Here is a 17,552-nt window from a genome sequence, read left to right as displayed (position 1 = left end):
TCAAAATTTTATCGAAACGCAAGTAAAGAGCAAAGAAAGGAAATTAACCGCAGATGGACGCAGATGGACAAAGATATAGACCGTTAGACCAGGATCGATAATTACTTGTATAAATACGCGTCTATCTGCGTTTATCTGCGGTAAAAATTATCTCGGTCATTCGCTCAAGATCGCCTGCCATTCGACGGTTGTAAAAATCCTGCAATATTCTTATTATCAGTACTTACGCCGCTCACGCGAAATACGCAAATGGAGAATCAACCTCAGGATTCGAGTGTCTCGGAATCAGTCAGAATTTTGCTCGCAGGTGCGATCGACTATGCCGGATTGTTTCCGCCGTCGGCCGTGTCAATGCCCGAGGCGGTGATCAACTACGCCACCTACCGCAACAGCAATTACAACTGGATGCTTGGCAGATTTGTCGTTGGTGTCGGGCGGCTGCAGGAATTTTACGCGTGTGCGTCCGATTTTATTTCTCGGGACGCGGCAAGTACCTGGCGAGTCGCGGTCGTCGCGGGCGACGATCTGTCTGAAACTGTAAAAACGGTTGCAGAATTTAACGCTGTGCATGGTCCCGGCGTCGTTTGCGACATGATCGAGATGAAGGCCGTGACCGAATATCAGATCGAGGCCGTTTCGGTGTCGCTGCCGGAGGGCGTTAAGGCATATTTTGAGATCGATCCGAATGTTAATTTCCCCGAGCTGCTTTCAGCTATCTCACTCGCCGGCCAACGGGCTAAGATCCGAACCGGCGGCGTTACTCCCGATGCGTTTCCGCGTTCGGCTGATATTGTGCGGTTTGTAAAGGCGTGCGTCGGGGCGAATGTGCCGTTCAAGGCGACTGCGGGGCTGCATCATCCGATCCGCTGTTTCCGGCCGCTGACGTACGAAGAGAACGCCAAAAAAGGCACGATGCATGGCTTTCTCAACCTGTTTCTCATGACCGGCTTTGCCGTCGAAGGCTATCGCCGCAGTTTTCTCGAAGACGTGATGGAAGAGGAATTTGATGAGGTATTCGAGTTCGACGCGAGCGGCGTTAAATGGCGTCGCGAATTCGAACTGAGCAACCACCAGATCGAACGGCTTCGCAAACTCGGCATCCAGTCCTTCGGCTCATGCTCATTCGACGAACCGATCGCGGATCTGCAGCAATTAGGAATTCTATAGCCGCGAGAAGGCGCAAAAAGCGCAAAATAAATTCTTTCCTTTTTGCGCCATCTGTGCCATTTTGTGGCTAAATTGTTTTATGACCTACGAAATAAACGAAACACACGACCCTTCCTTGAAAAGCTGGGTCGAATCCGCCAACGATCCGAATACAGATTTTCCGATACAGAATTTACCGTTTTGTATGTTCTGGCGGTCACGCGACAGCGAATCGCCGCGACTCGGAATGGCCATCGGCGATCAGATCTTCGATCTTTACGCAGCGATCGGGTCCGGACTATTTGGTTCTGACTTCGAGGAGATCGCTCAGGAAATGGAATTGTGCGACCTCTCGTTCCTGACCGAGGTATACGGGCCCGAGGTCCTTGCCGATATCAGGAATGCGGCCTTCGAGATCCTGCGTGAGGGTGCTCCCGCAGACGTTGTTCGAGATGCTAGAGCTTGTTTAGTTCCGGCAAAGAGCATTGACCCCGAACTGCCGTTTGAGATCGGCGACTACACCGATTTCTACTGCTCGATCTATCATGCGACGAATGTTGGGTCGATGTTTCGCCCCGAAAATCCTCTGCTGCCGAATTATAAATATGTGCCGATCGGGTATCACGGGCGGGCTTCGAGCATTGTGGTGTCGGGGACGGACATCAAGCGGCCGCACGGGCAAAACCGGAGCGACGCGGAGGCTCCGCCGGTGTTTATTCCGTGTAAGAGTCTAGATTATGAGATGGAGGTCGGGTTCTTCGTCGGCGGTGGAAACGAGTTGGGAAAGTCGATCCCGATCGGCGAAGCCGAACAGCATATCTTCGGGCTGTGCCTCGTCAACGACTGGTCCGCCCGCGACATACAGGCGTGGGAATACCAGCCGCTCGGGCCGTTTCTCGCAAAGAATTTCGCCACGACCATCTCGCCTTTCGTCGTCACGATGGAAGCTCTCGCACCGTTCCGCACACCCGCGCTCGAACGCGAAGAAGGCGATCCAGCACCGCTCGATTACCTTGCGGATGAGCAAAACGAAAAGTTCGGCGGCATCGACATCACTCTCGAGGTCTTTATCCAAACCGAGAAGATGCGTGCGGAAAACATCGAACCTTTCTTATTAAGCCGCTCGAACATGAAAGACCTCTACTGGACGATCGGCCAAATGCTCACGCACCACGCATCCGGCGGCTGCAACCTTCAAACCGGCGACCTCATCGCCACCGGCACCATCTCCGGCAAAGAAAAGTCCGAACGCGGCTCAATGCTCGAACTCTCGTGGCGAGGCACCGAACCCATCGAACTCCCATCCGGCGAACAACGCCGATTCCTCGAAGACGGCGACGAGATCATCATGAAAGGCTACTGCGAACGCGAAGGCTTTCGCCGAATCGGCTTCGGCGAATGCCGTGGTCGTATTCTGCCGGCGGATTAGAATCCTTTACCACATAGGAACATAGAGCACATAGTTTTTTTCTTTTCTATGTGAACTATGTTCCTATGTGGTTTATCTAACCGCTCTGTTAAAATTCAAGAGTGAAAACAGCACCAGCCTATTCGGAATTTGCGGTTCGTCGTGTCGCATCGGGCGAGCCGTGCGTCGATCTTGACGACGTCCTGGCGATCGAGGAACCGCTCGAGATACGGCTTGGGTTTCCGAAAAATGGCAAGATCGAACACCGTGCGATCTCGATCACAATGCGGACGCCGGGCGATGACGAGGATCTTTCGGCCGGATTTTTGTTTACGGAAGGAATTCTAGAGCATCGAAGCCAGATCGCAACAATTCGCCGTTGCGGCATTCCAGCCAAGGGCAAGGATCTACAAAATACCGTCGTCGTCGAACTCACCGAGGGCGTCGATGTCGATCTCGAACGCCTGACGCGCAATTTCTATACGACTTCAAGCTGCGGTGTTTGCGGTAAATCTTCGTTCGAGGCATTGCATACCGGAGTTCGAAAACTCGATATCAGCAACATACAGGTTTCGTCCGAAGTGGTTCATGGTTTGAATGCGACGCTTCTCGCCGCTCAGGCAACGTTCGAAAAGACCGGCGGATTGCATGCGTCCGTCATTTTCGATCTCGACGGCACCGTCGACACGATCGCCGAAGACGTTGGCCGCCATAACGCTCTCGACAAGGTCATCGGCCGAAAATTCATGTCGGGCGAGACACCGATGTCGAACAAGATCCTGATGGTGAGCGGCCGTGCGAGTTTCGAACTGGTGCAAAAGGCCCTGTGGGCAGGAATACCAATACTTGCCGCGGTCGGTGCACCGTCGAGTCTCGCGGTCGAGTTGGCTCGTGAGTATGGGATGACTTTGATTGGATTTGTTCGTGATGAGCGTTTCAATATCTATTGCGGCCGTCATCGGATCGACGCTCCAATAACGATGGTCAATTAATAATTACTAATTATTAATTTGGAGGAAATGAAAGACGACGCTTCAAAACTAATCGTCACGCCGCCGCCGGAAACTTCGGCGGGAGTTCATGCCGTGACGAATGCTCTCAAACATCTTTATGGAAAGATGGGGCCCGTTCATGCCACGCGTGGAATGCTCGCGCTAAATCAGAAGGGCGGCATCGATTGTCAGTCGTGTGCGTGGCCCGATCCGGAACATCGGACGATCAACGAATTTTGCGAGAACGGTGCCAAGGCTCTTGCTGATGAAGGCACGAAGAAGAAGATCGGTGCCGAGTTTTTTGCCGAGCACAGTGTGGCAGAACTCGCCGCATGCGAAGATTTTTGGCTCAACAACCAAGGCCGTATCGCAGAGCCGCTGATACTTCGCGAGGGCGGAACGCATTACGAGCCGATCTCGTGGGATAACGCCATCGGCCTGATAGCAGAAAAACTCAATTCACTCGCATCGCCCGACGAAGCCATATTTTACACATCAGGCCGAACGTCAAATGAAGCAGCGTTTCTCTACCAGCTTTTCGTTCGCCAATTCGGTACCAATAATCTGCCCGATTGCTCAAACATGTGTCACGAATCGACGAGTGTTGCTTTGAACGAGTCGATCGGGCTGGGGAAAGCGACGATACGGCTCGAGGATTTTGAAGAGACCGATCTCGTGATCGTAATTGGGCAAAACCCCGGGACTAATTCGCCGCGAATGCTCTCATCGCTTGCTGCCGCCAAGGCTGCGGGAGCAAGTATGATCGCGATCAATCCGCTTAAAGAGGCCGGGCTGACCAGCTTTGTCGATCCGAACCCGCAGCATGGCAATTTGTTTGGCGTACTTGGCCTCAGTCCTGCGAAACTCGCCGATCTGCATCTGCCGGTCCGCATTGGGGGCGATATGGCAGTACTCAAAGGGCTGATGAAGATACTGCTCGAACACGAACGGGAATCACCGGGAACAGTTTTCGATCTAGGTTTCATAACTGACAAAACTTCGGGCTATGACGAAGTGATCGCGTCGATCGATAACGTTGAATGGGCGGACATCGTCGCGGCGTCGGGGTTGACTCGCGAACAGATCACCGAGGCCGCCGAGATGATCCTCGGCGCGAAAAAAATGATCACATGCTGGGCGATGGGTGTCACGCAGCACACTGACGCGGTCGCGACCATTCAGGACATCGTCAATCTGCATCTGGTTCGCGGCTCGATCGGCAAGCCCGGAACCGGTCTTTGTCCGGTTCGCGGGCATTCGAACGTCCAGGGCGACCGTACGATGGGGATCTGGGAACGGATGACGCCGGTCTTTCGCGAGAATCTGGAGAGGGAATTCGGATTCGCTGCACCCGCCGTCGATGGCCTGAACACTGTAGAATCTATCGCAGCAATGGCAGACGGGCGAGCAAAGGTCTTTTTCGCCATGGGCGGTAATTTCGCGGCCGCGTCGCCTGATACAGCGGCTGTTACCTTGGCGTTGGCGAATTGCGATCTGACGGCTCAGGTCATAACGAAACTTAATCGCACCGCGCTGACGCCCGGAAAGACATCGCTCATCCTGCCGTGTCTCGGCCGTTCGGAGATCGATACGCAGGCTGGCGGCGAGCAATTTGTTTCAACCGAGAGCACGATGCTAAACGTTCAGATGTCGAGAGGTATCTTTGAGCCGATCTCCGAGCATTTGCGGAGCGAAACAGGTATCGTATGCGATCTCGCGAAAGCTACTCTCGGCAGCCGGTCGAGCGTCGATTGGGACGCGATGGCGGCGGATTACGATCTGATCCGTGATGCGATATCGCGTGTTGTGCCGGGCTGTGAGAATTACAACGAGCGCATCCGAGCTGACGGCGGATTTTATATGCCAAATCCGCCGGGCCGCGGTGAATTTCCGACGCCGATGGGAAAGGCACTGTTTCGGCCGAGCAAACTTGAATATACTAAACTCGAATCCGGCAAGTTGTTTTTAACGACGATCCGTTCCCACGATCAATTTAATACGACGATCTACGGACTCGATGACCGCTATCGCGGAATCGATGGTGATCGCCGCGTGATCTTTATGAATGAGGCCGACATCGCTGCCCGCGGACTCAGGCCAGGGCAGTTGGTTGACATTACGAGTCATTTTGAGGATGTCGAAAGGTGTGTCTCGGGGTTCGCTGTGGTGCCTTACGAAATACCGGTCGATTGTGCGGCGGCGTATTTTCCTGAGGCAAATCCGCTGATCCCGCTGAAAAGTGTCGCGAAACGCAGCTTCACACCGACTTCGAAGTGTGTTGTTATCTCAGTTCGGGCGTCAAAATAGGGCTTTTGCCGCGAATTACACGAAGTTGACGAATAAAATCCAAAAATATCATTCGTTGTAGTAGTGTAATTCGTGGCTAAATTCTTTTTGTGGCAAAATGAATATAAATGGAACTCGTTCTCGATAAATTGCACGAGGAGTGCGGAATATTCGGCATCTTCGGTCACGCAGAAGCCTCGACGCTGACGCAGCTCGGGCTTTTTGCCTTGCAGCATCGGGGGCAGGAAGCGTGCGGAATCGTAACGGCCGATGGCGGTGAATTGCTGCAGCATCGCTCGATCGGCTTGGTCGCGGATGTTTTGAATCCTGATGTTCTTTCGACACTCAAAGGTACAAGTGCGATCGGGCACACGCGATATTCGACCTCCGGCAAGAATACGATCGACGAGGTCCAGCCGTTTTCGGTCACGTGCCAGCACGGAAAGATCGCTGTTTGCCATAACGGGAACCTCCCGTTCGCTGCTCAAAAACGTGAGGAACTCGAAAAGGCCGGAGCTATTTTCTCATCGACATCTGATACAGAGACCATACTCCACGGTATTGCCCGAACACCCGCGAAAGACGCGGTCGATGCGATCAAAACGGTGTTGTACGATACGGACGGGGCTTTTTCGCTCTTGTTTTTGACACCGAAGCAGTTGATCGCGGTTCGAGATCCCCGCGGCTTCCGGCCGCTTGTTCTCGGCAAAGTTCAGGATTCGTGGTGCGTCGCCAGCGAAACATGCGCATTTGATCTGATCGATGCGGAATACGTTCGTGAGATCGAGCCGGGCGAGATGTTGATCGTCGATGCTGACGGATTGCATTCGTCGAAACCGCTCGAACAGCGGCCGGTTTCGGTCTGTACTTTCGAACATGTCTATTTTTCGCGGCCTGATTCGACCATATTTGGACGTTCGGTCAATGAATCGCGGCATAAGATGGGCAAACAGCTCGCGATAGAACATCCGGTCGAAGCGGATCTTGTAGTTCCCGTTCCCGACTCAGGTGTGGCGGCTGCGATCGGGTATGCTCGCGAATCGGGCATCAATTTTCGTCAGGCGATAATTCGCAATCATTATGTCGGACGTACATTTATCGAACCAACCCAATCGATCCGTTCGTTCGGTGTTCGGTTAAAGCTCAATCCGATCAAAGACCTGATCAACGGCCGACGTATCATTTTGGTCGATGATTCGATCGTCCGCGGTACAACATCAAAAAAGATCGTCGAGATGGTCCGCGACGCAGGGGCTGAGGAGGTACATATGCGTATCTCTTGTCCGCCGACGGCTCATTCGTGCTATTACGGCGTCGATACGCCCCGCCGAAAGGACCTGATCGCATCGCGTATGACGGTCGAGGAAACGTGTCAATACATCGGTGCCGACAGTCTCGGCTACCTCTCGCTCAACGGTATGCTCGAATCGGTCGGCCTCGAAACAAGCTCGACCTGTTCAGCGTGCTGGACCGGTAAATATCCGACACTCATCGCGAATGGCAAAGCTGCCTGATATAAACACTAAAAGTGACTCAAATAATTGACCATTGACACCTCCCGACAATAGGAATACGCTCAAATTGGGACGTTGAAATTTCAACATCTAATACTTGGCAGAGTTGTTCTCGGCCGGATGTTTCATCAATGCAGTTACCTTTCAAGGAGGATATAATGAGAATACGATTTAGGACATTTCTATTTTTACTCGGACTGATATCTCTGATGATCATGACAAGCCAAACCGCAGTGGCTCAAATGAGCGATAAGGAAAAGGCGAAACAGATAAAGAAAGCTGGCGAAACGGCCAAAAAAGCTTCGAAAACGCTCGATGAACTGATGCGTATTCAGGCAAAGTCAATACCTGAAGCCCTCTTAAAAGACGCAAAGGCAATCGCAGTGTTTCCGGGCGTATTAAAGGCGGCATTCGGAATAGGCGGCAGCGGCGGACAAGGACTGATCTCGCGTCGGCTGAAGAGCGGCTGGAGTGCACCGACGGCGTTCAAGATCGCGAGCGGCAGCGTTGGTTTTCAGATCGGCGGGTCTTCGACCGATTATGTGCTGCTCTTTATGACCGAGAACAGTCTCAAGAATTTACTTGAGGACCAATTTGAGATCGGAGGTGAGGCCTCAGCAGCCGCAGGGCCGGTTGGCCGTACCGCAAAAGCGTCGACTGACGCACAACTTCAGGCGCAAATTCTCTCCTATTCCCGAAGCAAAGGGCTATTCGCGGGAGTTTCGCTGACAGGAGCTGTGATTAGCTCGGATAACGACCGCAATCAAGCACTTTACGGCTTTAATGCAAAGGAACTGTTGACCGGCGATAATAAAGTTTCGCTCGTATCGATCCCGGCAGCGACCAAGGGCTTTCAAGAAACGATAGCGCGTTACGCTAAGTAGGGCTGTTTGCCATAGCCGTCGGTATGCGGCTGCGAAAAGCGGCGAACCGGCGACTTTCTAATTGCATCTGATTGTCGTACACTTGCTATTCTCCGAATCGGTCCGTTAGGTCGGATCGTTTCGAAGAGAATGGGGGGGGGCGACAGGCTTCGACAGGGGCTTGTTTAGATCTTTGAATGCACGTCGGGCTTGTGTGGTTAGCTCGTTAAAAAAACTATACAAAAAACAAATGCTAATCAAGAATTAGCTCTTGCTGCTTAGTTAACTCTAAACCAGAAGTGTCTTATCGGAAGTCCGCCTGATGCGACCGAATAAGGCATAACTCATTTCAGGCTCGGAAGCGTTCTCCACCTGCGAACGTATCTTAAAGTTAGTCGGGTTAGCTTGTTGAGAGGTCTTGTCGGTTCATCTGCTCTCGAAATGCGAAATATCAAGTGAACACGACTAAGCGTGTAGATTTCACTGGTCGCAACCTTTGGATGCGGGTTCGATTCCCGCCGCCTCCACCATCATTTTTCCTATTTGCCCGGTCGCGTCGGCCGGGCATTTTCATGTGAAAATAAAATCCGTATAATTAGCCGACGGCTTTCATATGAAACGAATCGGTTTGAACTCACGTGTTTTGATCACGCTCCTCTTTGTTGGAGCTTTTGCGATAGGTTTACAGGCGCAGACGCCGAATGACCGTATTCGCGAGGTCCTAATCGAAAAGGCGACGTTTCAGCCATCCGATCTGAAGGAATTGGACGAAGGAAAGATCGTGGTCAAAGCGATCCCGACCAACGACAAACAAATCGTTTCGGTTTTTGGCGCGGTGCGTTTAAAGGACATTTCTGCCGTGCCGATGGAAGAGTTTCGAGCTAGTTTGACGCAGCGAAGTAATAGGGCGATGAAAGGCGGCGGCAGATTCAGCGTGCCGCCGGCCGCAGATGATCTCCAGGGCCTCGAACTTGAAGATAAGGACTATAAGGTCTTAAAGAAATGCTCGGTCGGCGATTGCGACATGAATATGTCGGCAGAGATGATCAGGAGGCTGGGTGCCGAAGTTGACTGGAATGCTGCTGATCACAAGGAGCGGGCAACGGTGTTGTTTCGCGAAATGTTGCTGCAATACGTTCGCGGCTATACTTCAAACGGTGATGGAACTCTGGGGCAATATGCCAACCGAAGAGAGATCGTTGACCTCGCTGACGCGCATAGGTCGCTGCTCGCAAGTTCACTTATGATCAAGGATATTTCACCGGAGATCTATGGCTACTTTGGGGAATTTCCCAAAAAACAAGTGGCCAGAGCCGAAAGTGAGATGCACTGGTCAACGGTCGATTTCGGCCTGAAACCGGCGATAACGATCACGCACACTGTTGCGTTCGATGTTTCGCAGAATGGCCTGTCGCGGTTTATTGTTGCAAACAAACAGATTTATGCGAGCCGGTATCTGGACGCATCGCTTTCGTTCACAATGTTGATCAGTTCAGGTGTGAACGATCCGGGCGGATATCTGATATTTACCGATCGTTCACGATCTGACGCACTCGACGGTATGATGAGCGGCATCGCTCGAAGCGTTGTTGAAAAGGAAGCGGTCGAAAAGGTGAGAGGGATGCTGCAGAATGCCGAGCTCCGGATGTTGGCGGCAGGCCGGCCCAAGTCCGACCAACCAAATGCCGAAATCAGCGGATACTCCAGGATCAACGAAATAATGAGTGATCCGATCTTTATCACGGCAGTCGTTGGTGTCCTCGGAATTGCAGTCTTACTAATATTGCGTCAGCGAAAAGCGTAATGTCCGACATAATTTTGATCTCTTATCTTGGATTCACTCGATCGAAAAGTTATCCTCATTGCTTGTGCCCCCTTGTTCGATGAACGACGAAAAACAAAATAATAGTGCAGCAAATAAGACAATGCCGATCGGCATCTTCGATTCAGGCGTCGGTGGACTGACGGTCTATCGGGCATTGCACAATTTACTGCCGAACGAGCATTTCATATACCTCGGCGACACTGCCCGAGTACCGTATGGAACCAAATCTATGGCAACGGTCGAGCGGTATGCGATCGAGAATTCACAGTTTCTCGCTTCACGCGGTATCAAGATGCTTGTCGTTGCCTGCAACACGGCATCCGCTCTCGCCTTGCCGAAAATTCGAGAATCGATCGGGCTCGAGGTCGTCGGAGTGATCGGCCCGGGCGGTCGAAAGGCTGTTGAACTGACGAAGGAAAAAGCAAATGCGCGTATCGGCGTTATCGCGACCGAAGCCACGGTCGCTAGCAACGCTTACCTTGAGGCGATCCGTCGTGCTTCTGACACGGCCGAGGTCTATCAGGCGGGCTGTCCGTTATTCGTGCCGTTGGCCGAAGAGAATTGGACGAGCGAGCCGGAGACGTTTTCGATCGCAGCGAAATATTTAGCAAAGATGAACGAATTCAAGCCGGACGCCCTCGTTCTCGGATGCACCCATTATCCGATCCTTCGAGATGTCATCCAGCAAACAGTAGGCGAAAATGTTAAACTTGTGGATTCGGGTGAGGCGACCGCGGAAGAGGTAGCGGCACTTTTGTTGGAGAAAGATCTTGCGAATCCGAATGAAGTTGTCGGGAAACGTCAGCTTTGCGACGACCTCGACCATTTCTACGTTACCGATGCCGCTGACCGTTTCGGCCGGGTCGCCGAGCGATTTTTGGGAATAAAACCGTCGAAGCTCGAAGCTATCGAAGTTTACGGGGTGGATGAATTAAGGCAGGAGCACGACCGGTAGGAAGTGTGCCGCTCGGCAATGGAGCGGCTTTAAGCAGTTGGAACACCTTTACTACCGTGCGGGATTCCGCCAAGAATATGACATACCAAAGACCAGACAAACGAGACCTCGACCAGATACGCAATACCAAGGTCACGCCGAATATTTCGCCGTATGCCGAAGGGTCGGCATTGATCGAAGTTGGCGGGACGAAAGTGATCTGCACGGCATCGGTCGAGGACCGGGTTCCAATGTTTATGCGGAACAAGGGTATCGGTTGGGTAACGGCTGAGTATTCGATGCTGCCGCGAGCGACCAATACGCGAACGCAGCGTGAAACGAAAAACGGGCCGTCGGGACGCACTCAGGAAATTCAACGCCTGATCGGACGAAGTTTGCGTGCGGTCGTCGATCCGAAATTGCTGGGTGAGCGTCAGATCTATCTAGATTGCGACGTCATTCAGGCTGACGGCGGAACCCGCTGTGCGTCGATCACCGGTGCATATGTTGCTCTCGCGTTGGCTTGCCGAAAGCTGGTCAAACAAGGAATTATCCGTACAAGTCCGATACTCAGCGAGGTCGCAGCGGTCAGCGTAGGAATTATCGAAGGGACATCCATCCTAGATCTCGCCTATGCCGAAGATTCGACCGCTGACGTCGATATGAACGTTGTCTGTACCGGCAGCGGCAAATTTATCGAATTACAGGGAACAGCTGAAAAGGAGCCATTCTCACGCGACCAGATGGACGAAATGCTCGTTTTAGCGGAGATCGGCGTTAACAGACTATTTGAGATCCAGCGGATCGCGTTGGCGGCATAAGTTATGAACGAAGGGCAATTTGAAGGAAGATCGGCGATCGTTACGGGCGGGACCCGTGGGATCGGAAAGGCAATTGTAATGGAATTGGCACGTCGCGGTGCGAATGTGGCGTTCAACTTTTCCAAGAGCGCTGATGAGGCCGAAAAGCTGAAGGCAGAGGTCGAAGTTCTGGGCGTAAAGGTATTTTGTGCTCAATGCGATGTTGCGAGTACGGTCGCTGCTGCAGAGTTCGCCAATCAGGTCAACGACCATTTTGGCGGCATTGATTATCTCGTTAATAATGCCGGAATCACCCGCGATCAATTGGTTTTGCGTATGAAGGAAGAAGATTGGGATGCCGTCATTGACACTAATCTTAAAGGCGCGTGGAACTTTTCAAAAGCGGTACTTCGGCCGTTAATGCGAAACGAGCGGGGCGGTTCGATCCTCAATATTTCATCGATCTCCGGAGTGATCGGCATGCTTGGGCAATCAAACTATTCGGCTTCGAAAGCCGGAATGATAGGCCTGACCAAATCGATGGCAAAGGAGATCGCCAGCCGTAAGATCACGGTCAATGCTCTTGCCCTCGGCCTGATCGAGACCGATATGGCGTCAGAAATGAACGAAGACTATCGCAACAAGATCCTTGCAATGATACCGCTCGGCCGTCTAGGCAACGTTCAGGAAGTCGCTGAGATCGCATGCTTCTTGCTTTCACCGTCTGCGGCCTATATAACCGGCCAGGTCATCCAGCCCGACGGTGGGCTTGCGATGTGATCCAAATGTCATTTACCTATCAAACCGAGGATGCAGAAAGTGAGATCTCCGAGGAACAAGATCACGAGCCGGTAGAGACGCCAACTCCGCCGTATTACACGTTAATTCTTGTCGGCGCGATCGTGGTCGTTGCTCTTGTCCAGTTCAGTACAGGACTCGAAGCCTCGATCCATGCGGCCGGTTTTGACAAACGTTCGTTCCTGGACGGGCATCAATATTGGTTGATCCTGACCGGAGCAGCAACACATGGAAGCGCGGCACATATTCTGATGAATGCATATGCATTCTACAGTTTCGGAAAGATATTTGAAATGCTGTCCAACAAGGCCCATCTCGCGGCAGTATTCTTGTTGTCAGCTGTCGGCGGCGGACTGTTAAGTTTAATATTCACACCAAACGGTGTATCGGTCGGAGCGTCAGGCGGAATTGTCGGTCTGATCGGATATCTGGCGGTATATGCCTTTCGCCGACGGCAGTTTATCACGCCTGAATTTCGAAAGAATTTGCTCTTCAATATTGGTTTTATTCTGGTGTTCGGGCTGGTGCTATACGACGTTATAGATAATTTTGGCCACATTGGCGGACTAATAACTGGGGCAATATATGCTTTGTTCCAAGTTCCAACTGACCCGCATGCAGACCCTCGAAAAGCCGGCTCGGCTGCCGAGATCGCAGGCTTTGCTTCACTTGCCGTTTATATCGCGAGCTGCGGTTTTGCGATCCTTCTCATCCTGCATATCGTGTAAGTTATGGCCCGCGTCCGCGTTCATCAGCATGTCAATCCGCTAAGTCCCTTTTATCGGCAAGAGCCAACCCCGGTCGATCTTGCAGGCGTTTTTGCCGATCCGACGCGGCCGCTTCATCTCGATATCGGATGCGCTCGCGGGCGATTCATTTTGCGGATGGCCGAGACTGAGCCAGCGTGGAATTTCCTCGGCGTCGAGATCCGCGAACCGCTGGTCGAAGAGGGGAATCGCCTTGCCGCCGAAGCGGGTCTAAAGAACCTCCAATACGCATTTTGCAACGCGATGCTTTTCCTCGGATCATTGCTTTCAGACATTCCGGACGGCATATTGCAGATGGTTACGATCCAATTTCCCGATCCCTGGTTCAAAAAGAGGCACGCGAAGCGGCGAATGGTGAACGCTGAGCTGATCGACGCGGTCGTAAGGAAACTCGCATCCGGCGGACGCCTGTTCGTTCAGACCGATATCGAATTTTTGGCCGAAGAAATGTTCGAGTTAATTCGAGCCGAATCACGATTGACCGAGACGCCAATTGATTCGAATCCGTTTCCGGTAAAGACCGAACGTGAAAGGGCTGTCGAAGACAAGGATCTGCCTGTCTATCGAGCATATTGGCAAAAGAACGTCCGGTAGGGAGCGTGCCAAGCTTCGGCGTTGAATTCGACGAGATCTAAGAACAAAGTCCCAGCGGCCGAGGTTTTTGCCCTATTTCCAATTTTTCTCTTTCTTAAATCGTTTGACTACCATATCGCGACGCATTTTCGGAAGGCGGTCGATGAAGAGTTTGCCGTCGCAGTGGTCGGTCTCGTGAAGAAATGCGCGGGCGGCGTAGCCCTCGGCTTCTCGTTCGAACCAATCGCCCTTTTCGTCCTGTGCCCTGAGACGGGCTTTCATTGGGCGGACGACGACGGCGGGGACCTTTCCGAGCGAAAGGCAGCCTTCCTGGCTGGATTGCTCGCCTTCGGTATGAACGATCTCCGGGTTCGCGGCGATCAGCTTAATACCGTCGCAGTCCATCACAAAAAGACGCAAATTTAGCCCGATCTGCGGTGCGGCGAGGCCGACGCCTTCGGCTTCGTACATGGTGTCGTACATATCGGCACACAATTCGGCGAGGTCAGCGTCAAATTGCCTTACCGGCTGTCCGAGCTTCCCTAGTACTTCTTCGGGATATTCTGTGATCTTTCTGACGGCCATTGCTATCTGGGTATCACGCCGCGGCGCGACATACGAGCAAAACCTCGTATAGCATTAAAACCTTTCTCTTCACGAGCAAGGCATTCCCAGCAGACGGCACGTTCTTCGTTCGTAGGTGAGATGAATGTATTGTAATGGCCGACCTCGCGGTCGCACTCAGAGCAGCGTGTTAGCGGCTTATCTTCTGTTTTCGGGTCCATTGAGGCGATCATTGTTTCTTTCTCAAAAGGCGAACCTTTTCGCGATAAAAATCTTGTTCCTGCAAAACAGTGTAATTCGCATCAACAAATTTTTCCAATGGAGAACAAGCTTCGATGTCCAAACAACTGTCGCCGGTCAGGAGCCAGAACTCTTTCGCATCGGCCGGAATTTGCGAGATCAGGAACGGTATCTCTCGAGCGTGTCTAGATGATGTCCCTGTCGGCCCGTCCGCAGTGAACGAGAATATCCTGTCATTGGGCAAAACCTGATTCGCCCCGTTGTAGTAAGCACGCATTCCGACAGTCTCGAAAACGGGGAACACCATGATCGGCTGACCAGGCGATTCGTTTGCCGAAACAAATGCCGCGACGTTCGCCCAATCGCCCTGTTTTACGCTGTTTGGATAAAGTGTGAGCAGTGCGTAACCATAAAACATCACCAACACCATGATCGCGAAGATGCGATAACTCATCGGCACTACCTTGAACATCAGGCCGATAACCAGTGCGAAAATAGCTACGAAATAGATCGCTGCATGTCGTATCTCAATGTGGTTCGCGCCGAGTTGGAAATATACAAAGACCAGAAATATGGCCGAAACTACGACAATGGCCGCGAAGAAAACGACAGATTTGTCGATGTCTCGACCTTTGTTTTTTATCAGAACGATGAGCGAGCCGACAATTGTCAATCTCACGATCCACAGTCGGACCAGTGACCATGTAGTCTGATCTTCCGGAGCATAGATCTCGCTGGGAAGAGCAAATGTTAGGAAGTGATTCCAGACCATTCGCAGGCCTTCGGTAAGAGATTTCTCATCTTGAAAATTCGCAATTCGATCCGCAAACTGCAAGTTCACTATATACAACAACGGCAAGATCGAAACGCCAACGGCACTCATCCAAAGGAAGTATTTCTTTGCATCTCGCCAACGTCGCAGCAAGAGCAACGCAGCAAATCCGCCGACGATCGGAAAGCCCAAGTAGTAATTTGTGTAGAGTGAAAGCGATGCCGTTACAGCATAAAGAACCTGAGCGGTCGTTTGTTTGCGTGAACTTGTCTCATCGTTTTCATCACTCAAAAATCCATCGACAAAGAAATTCAGCAGCAGACACGTAAGTAAAATGACCAATGAATAGAGCCTGATCTCAAGGCTCGCCCAAAAAAGATACGGGTGAAATGCGAATAGGGCCGAGGCCGTAAGAGCATCGTGCCGTTCCCATATCTTGTTTGCCAAGCGGAAAAATACAATGATCGAAAGCAGGCTGCAGATCACCGAAAACAGCCTGGCGAAAAATATCGAGCTGTCGATCGAGCTCCATATACTGAGCAACAGGAAGTAGAGCGGAGCCTGTTTTTCGTTGGTGAAAAGATTAGAGAAGGTGGCAACGATGCCATTCGAAGTCGTATAGAGCGTAGAGGCTTCGTCAACCCATACGTTGAGCAAATACGCGAGCGGCAGCACGATAAGCGCGTGAAGTATCACGAGCATGACAAGCATCCATTTTCCGGTCGGTCTCGACATTATCGTAAGCCTCGGATCACAACGAATCTACCAGAGCTCCGACCTTTTTTCGCGTCCGCCAATACACATCTTCCATAAAGATATGAGAGAATTCGCCGTTTCGGCCGATCGACAAGAGGTTATCAATATTGGTCGATCGTTCAAACGCCTTACGTGCCGTTTCGTATTCGTTAAGGTAAACCGGATAGGCGATCGGCGTTTTCAGTATCTTGGCTCCGAGGAACTTTCCTCGAGCCTCGGGAACCACGCGGGAAAGATTCTCGAGACACATCTCGATCATTTTTTCCTCGGGCATTTCCCAAAACTCATCGCACTTTTCGCAGCCAATATCGACAGTGATCATGGTCTTTCCTTCCGGAGCGAGCCAGGGCATTGAAAGCGTTGCCTCGGTAAGGCGGAAAAATGGAAACTCCTTTTCAGGGAACCACAAAACGGTGTCCGGCAATAGGCCACGGCCTTCGAACTTCATATTCACGAAGATCATCGGCCGATATCGAAATGACCTGAAGTCATCAAGGGCGTTCGTTCCGGTCACAAGCTTGGCCAGAATATTGGCGGGAGCCGTACTGACCACAGCTGAGACATCGTATCGTTCGCCCCCGGCCATTAGAGCGACAACCCTTTCGTTTTCGACGATGATCTCCTCGACTGGTGTATCGAGCCTTATGTGGTCCGTGAGTCCGTCAGCAAGCTTCTCGCAGAGTGTCGAGACGCCTTTCTCGGGATAGACGTGGTAAACGGCAGCAGATTCCGGCTTTTCCCGATTGTAACCGCAGGCAACGGCACGGCCGGTTACTTTGCTGGCGGCTTTCAGGTAGAGCGTTTTCGCGATACTTCCCGGCAGGCTTTCGCCGACGGCGGCTGAAAGATCGTCTGCCTTTGCCCCCGACCATGCCTCGATAAGCGGCAGAGCGACCTCGTCAGCCAAGGCAGGGCCGTAGTTCTTTCTGAACCATTCTGCGGCGGATGATGGCTTGTGGCCGTTTCCGGACAATTTTGTCTTGATCGCACTCATAGTCATACGAGGCACCCTGACGAGGCCGAACGGATATGAATACAATTTGCCCCCAAGATAAACAACCTCGCCATAGTGTTTAACGGTCAAACATTCATCGCCAACGCCGATCGCGTCAGCCAAACGGTTCGTGACAAAATGTGCACCGAAATCATAACTGAACCCTTCGTCGTCCTTAAAACTTGCGGCGAGGCCTGCGATCTTTTGTCCGGCTTCGAACAAGATGAATGGAACACCTCGGTCGTGTAGGTACCTCGCGGCGGTCAATCCGGCGAGGCCGGCTCCGATAATGGCAATTGGTCGTGTGTCTTCGTTCATGA

General features: G+C 52.1%; 16 protein-coding genes and 1 other RNA gene. 13 read left to right on the top strand and 4 right to left on the bottom strand.

Annotated elements, in window-relative coordinates; all coding sequences use genetic code 11:
* Window positions 1-249 precede the first annotated feature (249 nt).
* The 13 genes from IPK01_01440 (at window position 250) to trmB (ending at window position 13,927) form a co-directional block, all read left to right on the top strand.
* Window positions 250-1,167, top strand: a complete 918-nt coding sequence (locus IPK01_01440) for a hypothetical protein (protein MBK7932161.1) — start codon at window positions 250-252, stop codon at window positions 1,165-1,167.
* A 79-nt stretch (window positions 1,168-1,246) separates the two neighbouring features.
* Complete coding sequence (gene fahA / locus IPK01_01435) at window positions 1,247-2,575, top strand: fumarylacetoacetase (protein ID MBK7932160.1); 1,329 nt, start codon at window positions 1,247-1,249, stop codon at window positions 2,573-2,575.
* 101 nt (window positions 2,576-2,676) lie between these two features.
* On the top strand, window positions 2,677-3,546 hold the full coding sequence (fdhD, locus tag IPK01_01430) for a formate dehydrogenase accessory sulfurtransferase FdhD (GenBank protein ID MBK7932159.1): 870 nt from the start codon (window positions 2,677-2,679) through the stop codon (window positions 3,544-3,546).
* A gap of 27 nt (window positions 3,547-3,573) precedes the next feature.
* Entirely contained in the window at window positions 3,574-5,853 is a 2,280-nt protein-coding gene (locus IPK01_01425) for an FdhF/YdeP family oxidoreductase (GenBank protein ID MBK7932158.1), read from the top strand.
* A gap of 107 nt (window positions 5,854-5,960) precedes the next feature.
* Window positions 5,961-7,346 (top strand): amidophosphoribosyltransferase, encoded by a 1,386-nt coding sequence (locus IPK01_01420; protein MBK7932157.1) that lies wholly within the window; start codon window positions 5,961-5,963, stop codon window positions 7,344-7,346.
* Between the two features lie 158 nt (window positions 7,347-7,504).
* A complete protein-coding gene (locus IPK01_01415) occupies window positions 7,505-8,230 on the top strand; it encodes a lipid-binding SYLF domain-containing protein (GenBank protein ID MBK7932156.1) in 726 nt (241 codons plus the stop codon).
* 135 nt (window positions 8,231-8,365) lie between these two features.
* Window positions 8,366-8,739: a transfer-messenger RNA gene (gene ssrA / locus IPK01_01410) on the top strand.
* An 83-nt stretch (window positions 8,740-8,822) separates the two neighbouring features.
* Window positions 8,823-10,013, top strand: coding sequence for a hypothetical protein (locus IPK01_01405; protein ID MBK7932155.1), 1,191 nt, complete (start codon window positions 8,823-8,825; stop codon window positions 10,011-10,013).
* Window positions 10,014-10,092: 79 nt separating this feature from the next.
* Entirely contained in the window at window positions 10,093-10,989 is an 897-nt protein-coding gene (locus IPK01_01400; protein ID MBK7932154.1) for a glutamate racemase, read from the top strand.
* Window positions 10,990-11,066: 77 nt separating this feature from the next.
* A complete protein-coding gene (rph, locus tag IPK01_01395; protein ID MBK7932153.1) occupies window positions 11,067-11,789 on the top strand; it encodes a ribonuclease PH in 723 nt (240 codons plus the stop codon).
* A 3-nt stretch (window positions 11,790-11,792) separates the two neighbouring features.
* Window positions 11,793-12,548 (top strand): 3-oxoacyl-[acyl-carrier-protein] reductase, encoded by a 756-nt coding sequence (gene fabG, locus IPK01_01390; GenBank protein MBK7932152.1) that lies wholly within the window; start codon window positions 11,793-11,795, stop codon window positions 12,546-12,548.
* 5 nt (window positions 12,549-12,553) lie between these two features.
* On the top strand, window positions 12,554-13,294 hold the full coding sequence (locus tag IPK01_01385) for a rhomboid family intramembrane serine protease (protein MBK7932151.1): 741 nt from the start codon (window positions 12,554-12,556) through the stop codon (window positions 13,292-13,294).
* A 3-nt stretch (window positions 13,295-13,297) separates the two neighbouring features.
* Window positions 13,298-13,927 carry a tRNA (guanosine(46)-N7)-methyltransferase TrmB gene (gene trmB, locus IPK01_01380; protein ID MBK7932150.1) on the top strand — a complete coding sequence of 210 codons (630 nt, stop codon included), beginning with the start codon at window positions 13,298-13,300 and terminating at the stop codon, window positions 13,925-13,927.
* A gap of 72 nt (window positions 13,928-13,999) precedes the next feature.
* Here trmB and def read toward each other — a convergent pair whose 3' ends face one another.
* From def to IPK01_01360, 4 genes are read right to left on the bottom strand one after another with little or no spacing between them, the layout of a single operon-like run.
* Window positions 14,000-14,491 carry a peptide deformylase gene (def, locus tag IPK01_01375; protein ID MBK7932149.1) on the bottom strand — a complete coding sequence of 164 codons (492 nt, stop codon included), beginning with the start codon at window positions 14,489-14,491 and terminating at the stop codon, window positions 14,000-14,002.
* 2 nt (window positions 14,492-14,493) lie between these two features.
* The gene (locus IPK01_01370) at window positions 14,494-14,691 is read right to left on the bottom strand and encodes a hypothetical protein (GenBank protein MBK7932148.1); all 198 of its coding nucleotides are present in this window, start codon (window positions 14,689-14,691) and stop codon (window positions 14,494-14,496) included.
* A gap of 8 nt (window positions 14,692-14,699) precedes the next feature.
* A complete protein-coding gene (locus IPK01_01365; GenBank protein MBK7932147.1) occupies window positions 14,700-16,217 on the bottom strand; it encodes a glycosyltransferase family 39 protein in 1,518 nt (505 codons plus the stop codon).
* 16 nt (window positions 16,218-16,233) lie between these two features.
* Complete coding sequence (locus IPK01_01360) at window positions 16,234-17,550, bottom strand: FAD-dependent oxidoreductase (protein ID MBK7932146.1); 1,317 nt, start codon at window positions 17,548-17,550, stop codon at window positions 16,234-16,236.
* Window positions 17,551-17,552 lie beyond the last annotated feature (2 nt).

Source organism: Acidobacteriota bacterium, from assembly GCA_016713675.1.
Classification (GTDB): domain Bacteria; phylum Acidobacteriota; class Blastocatellia; order Pyrinomonadales; family Pyrinomonadaceae; genus OLB17.
This window is presented reverse-complemented; position numbering and strand designations above follow the sequence as displayed.

Excerpts from the sequence above, each read along its gene's own strand:
- IPK01_01440 (MBK7932161.1), top strand. The coding sequence starts at position 250 with ATGGAGAATCAACCTCAGGATTCGAGTGTCTCGGAATCAGTCAGAATT.
- fahA (MBK7932160.1), top strand. The coding sequence starts at position 1,247 with ATGACCTACGAAATAAACGAAACACACGACCCTTCCTTGAAAAGCTGG.
- IPK01_01425 (MBK7932158.1), top strand. The coding sequence starts at position 3,574 with ATGAAAGACGACGCTTCAAAACTAATCGTCACGCCGCCGCCGGAAACT.
- IPK01_01420 (MBK7932157.1), top strand. The coding sequence starts at position 5,961 with ATGGAACTCGTTCTCGATAAATTGCACGAGGAGTGCGGAATATTCGGC.
- IPK01_01415 (MBK7932156.1), top strand. The coding sequence starts at position 7,505 with ATGAGAATACGATTTAGGACATTTCTATTTTTACTCGGACTGATATCT.
- IPK01_01405 (MBK7932155.1), top strand. The coding sequence starts at position 8,823 with ATGAAACGAATCGGTTTGAACTCACGTGTTTTGATCACGCTCCTCTTT.
- IPK01_01400 (MBK7932154.1), top strand. The coding sequence starts at position 10,093 with ATGAACGACGAAAAACAAAATAATAGTGCAGCAAATAAGACAATGCCG.
- rph (MBK7932153.1), top strand. The coding sequence starts at position 11,067 with ATGACATACCAAAGACCAGACAAACGAGACCTCGACCAGATACGCAAT.
- fabG (MBK7932152.1), top strand. The coding sequence starts at position 11,793 with ATGAACGAAGGGCAATTTGAAGGAAGATCGGCGATCGTTACGGGCGGG.
- IPK01_01385 (MBK7932151.1), top strand. The coding sequence starts at position 12,554 with ATGTCATTTACCTATCAAACCGAGGATGCAGAAAGTGAGATCTCCGAG.
- trmB (MBK7932150.1), top strand. The coding sequence starts at position 13,298 with ATGGCCCGCGTCCGCGTTCATCAGCATGTCAATCCGCTAAGTCCCTTT.
- def (MBK7932149.1), bottom strand. The coding sequence starts at position 14,491 with ATGGCCGTCAGAAAGATCACAGAATATCCCGAAGAAGTACTAGGGAAG.
- IPK01_01370 (MBK7932148.1), bottom strand. The coding sequence starts at position 14,691 with ATGGACCCGAAAACAGAAGATAAGCCGCTAACACGCTGCTCTGAGTGC.
- IPK01_01365 (MBK7932147.1), bottom strand. The coding sequence starts at position 16,217 with ATGTCGAGACCGACCGGAAAATGGATGCTTGTCATGCTCGTGATACTT.
- IPK01_01360 (MBK7932146.1), bottom strand. The coding sequence starts at position 17,550 with ATGAACGAAGACACACGACCAATTGCCATTATCGGAGCCGGCCTCGCC.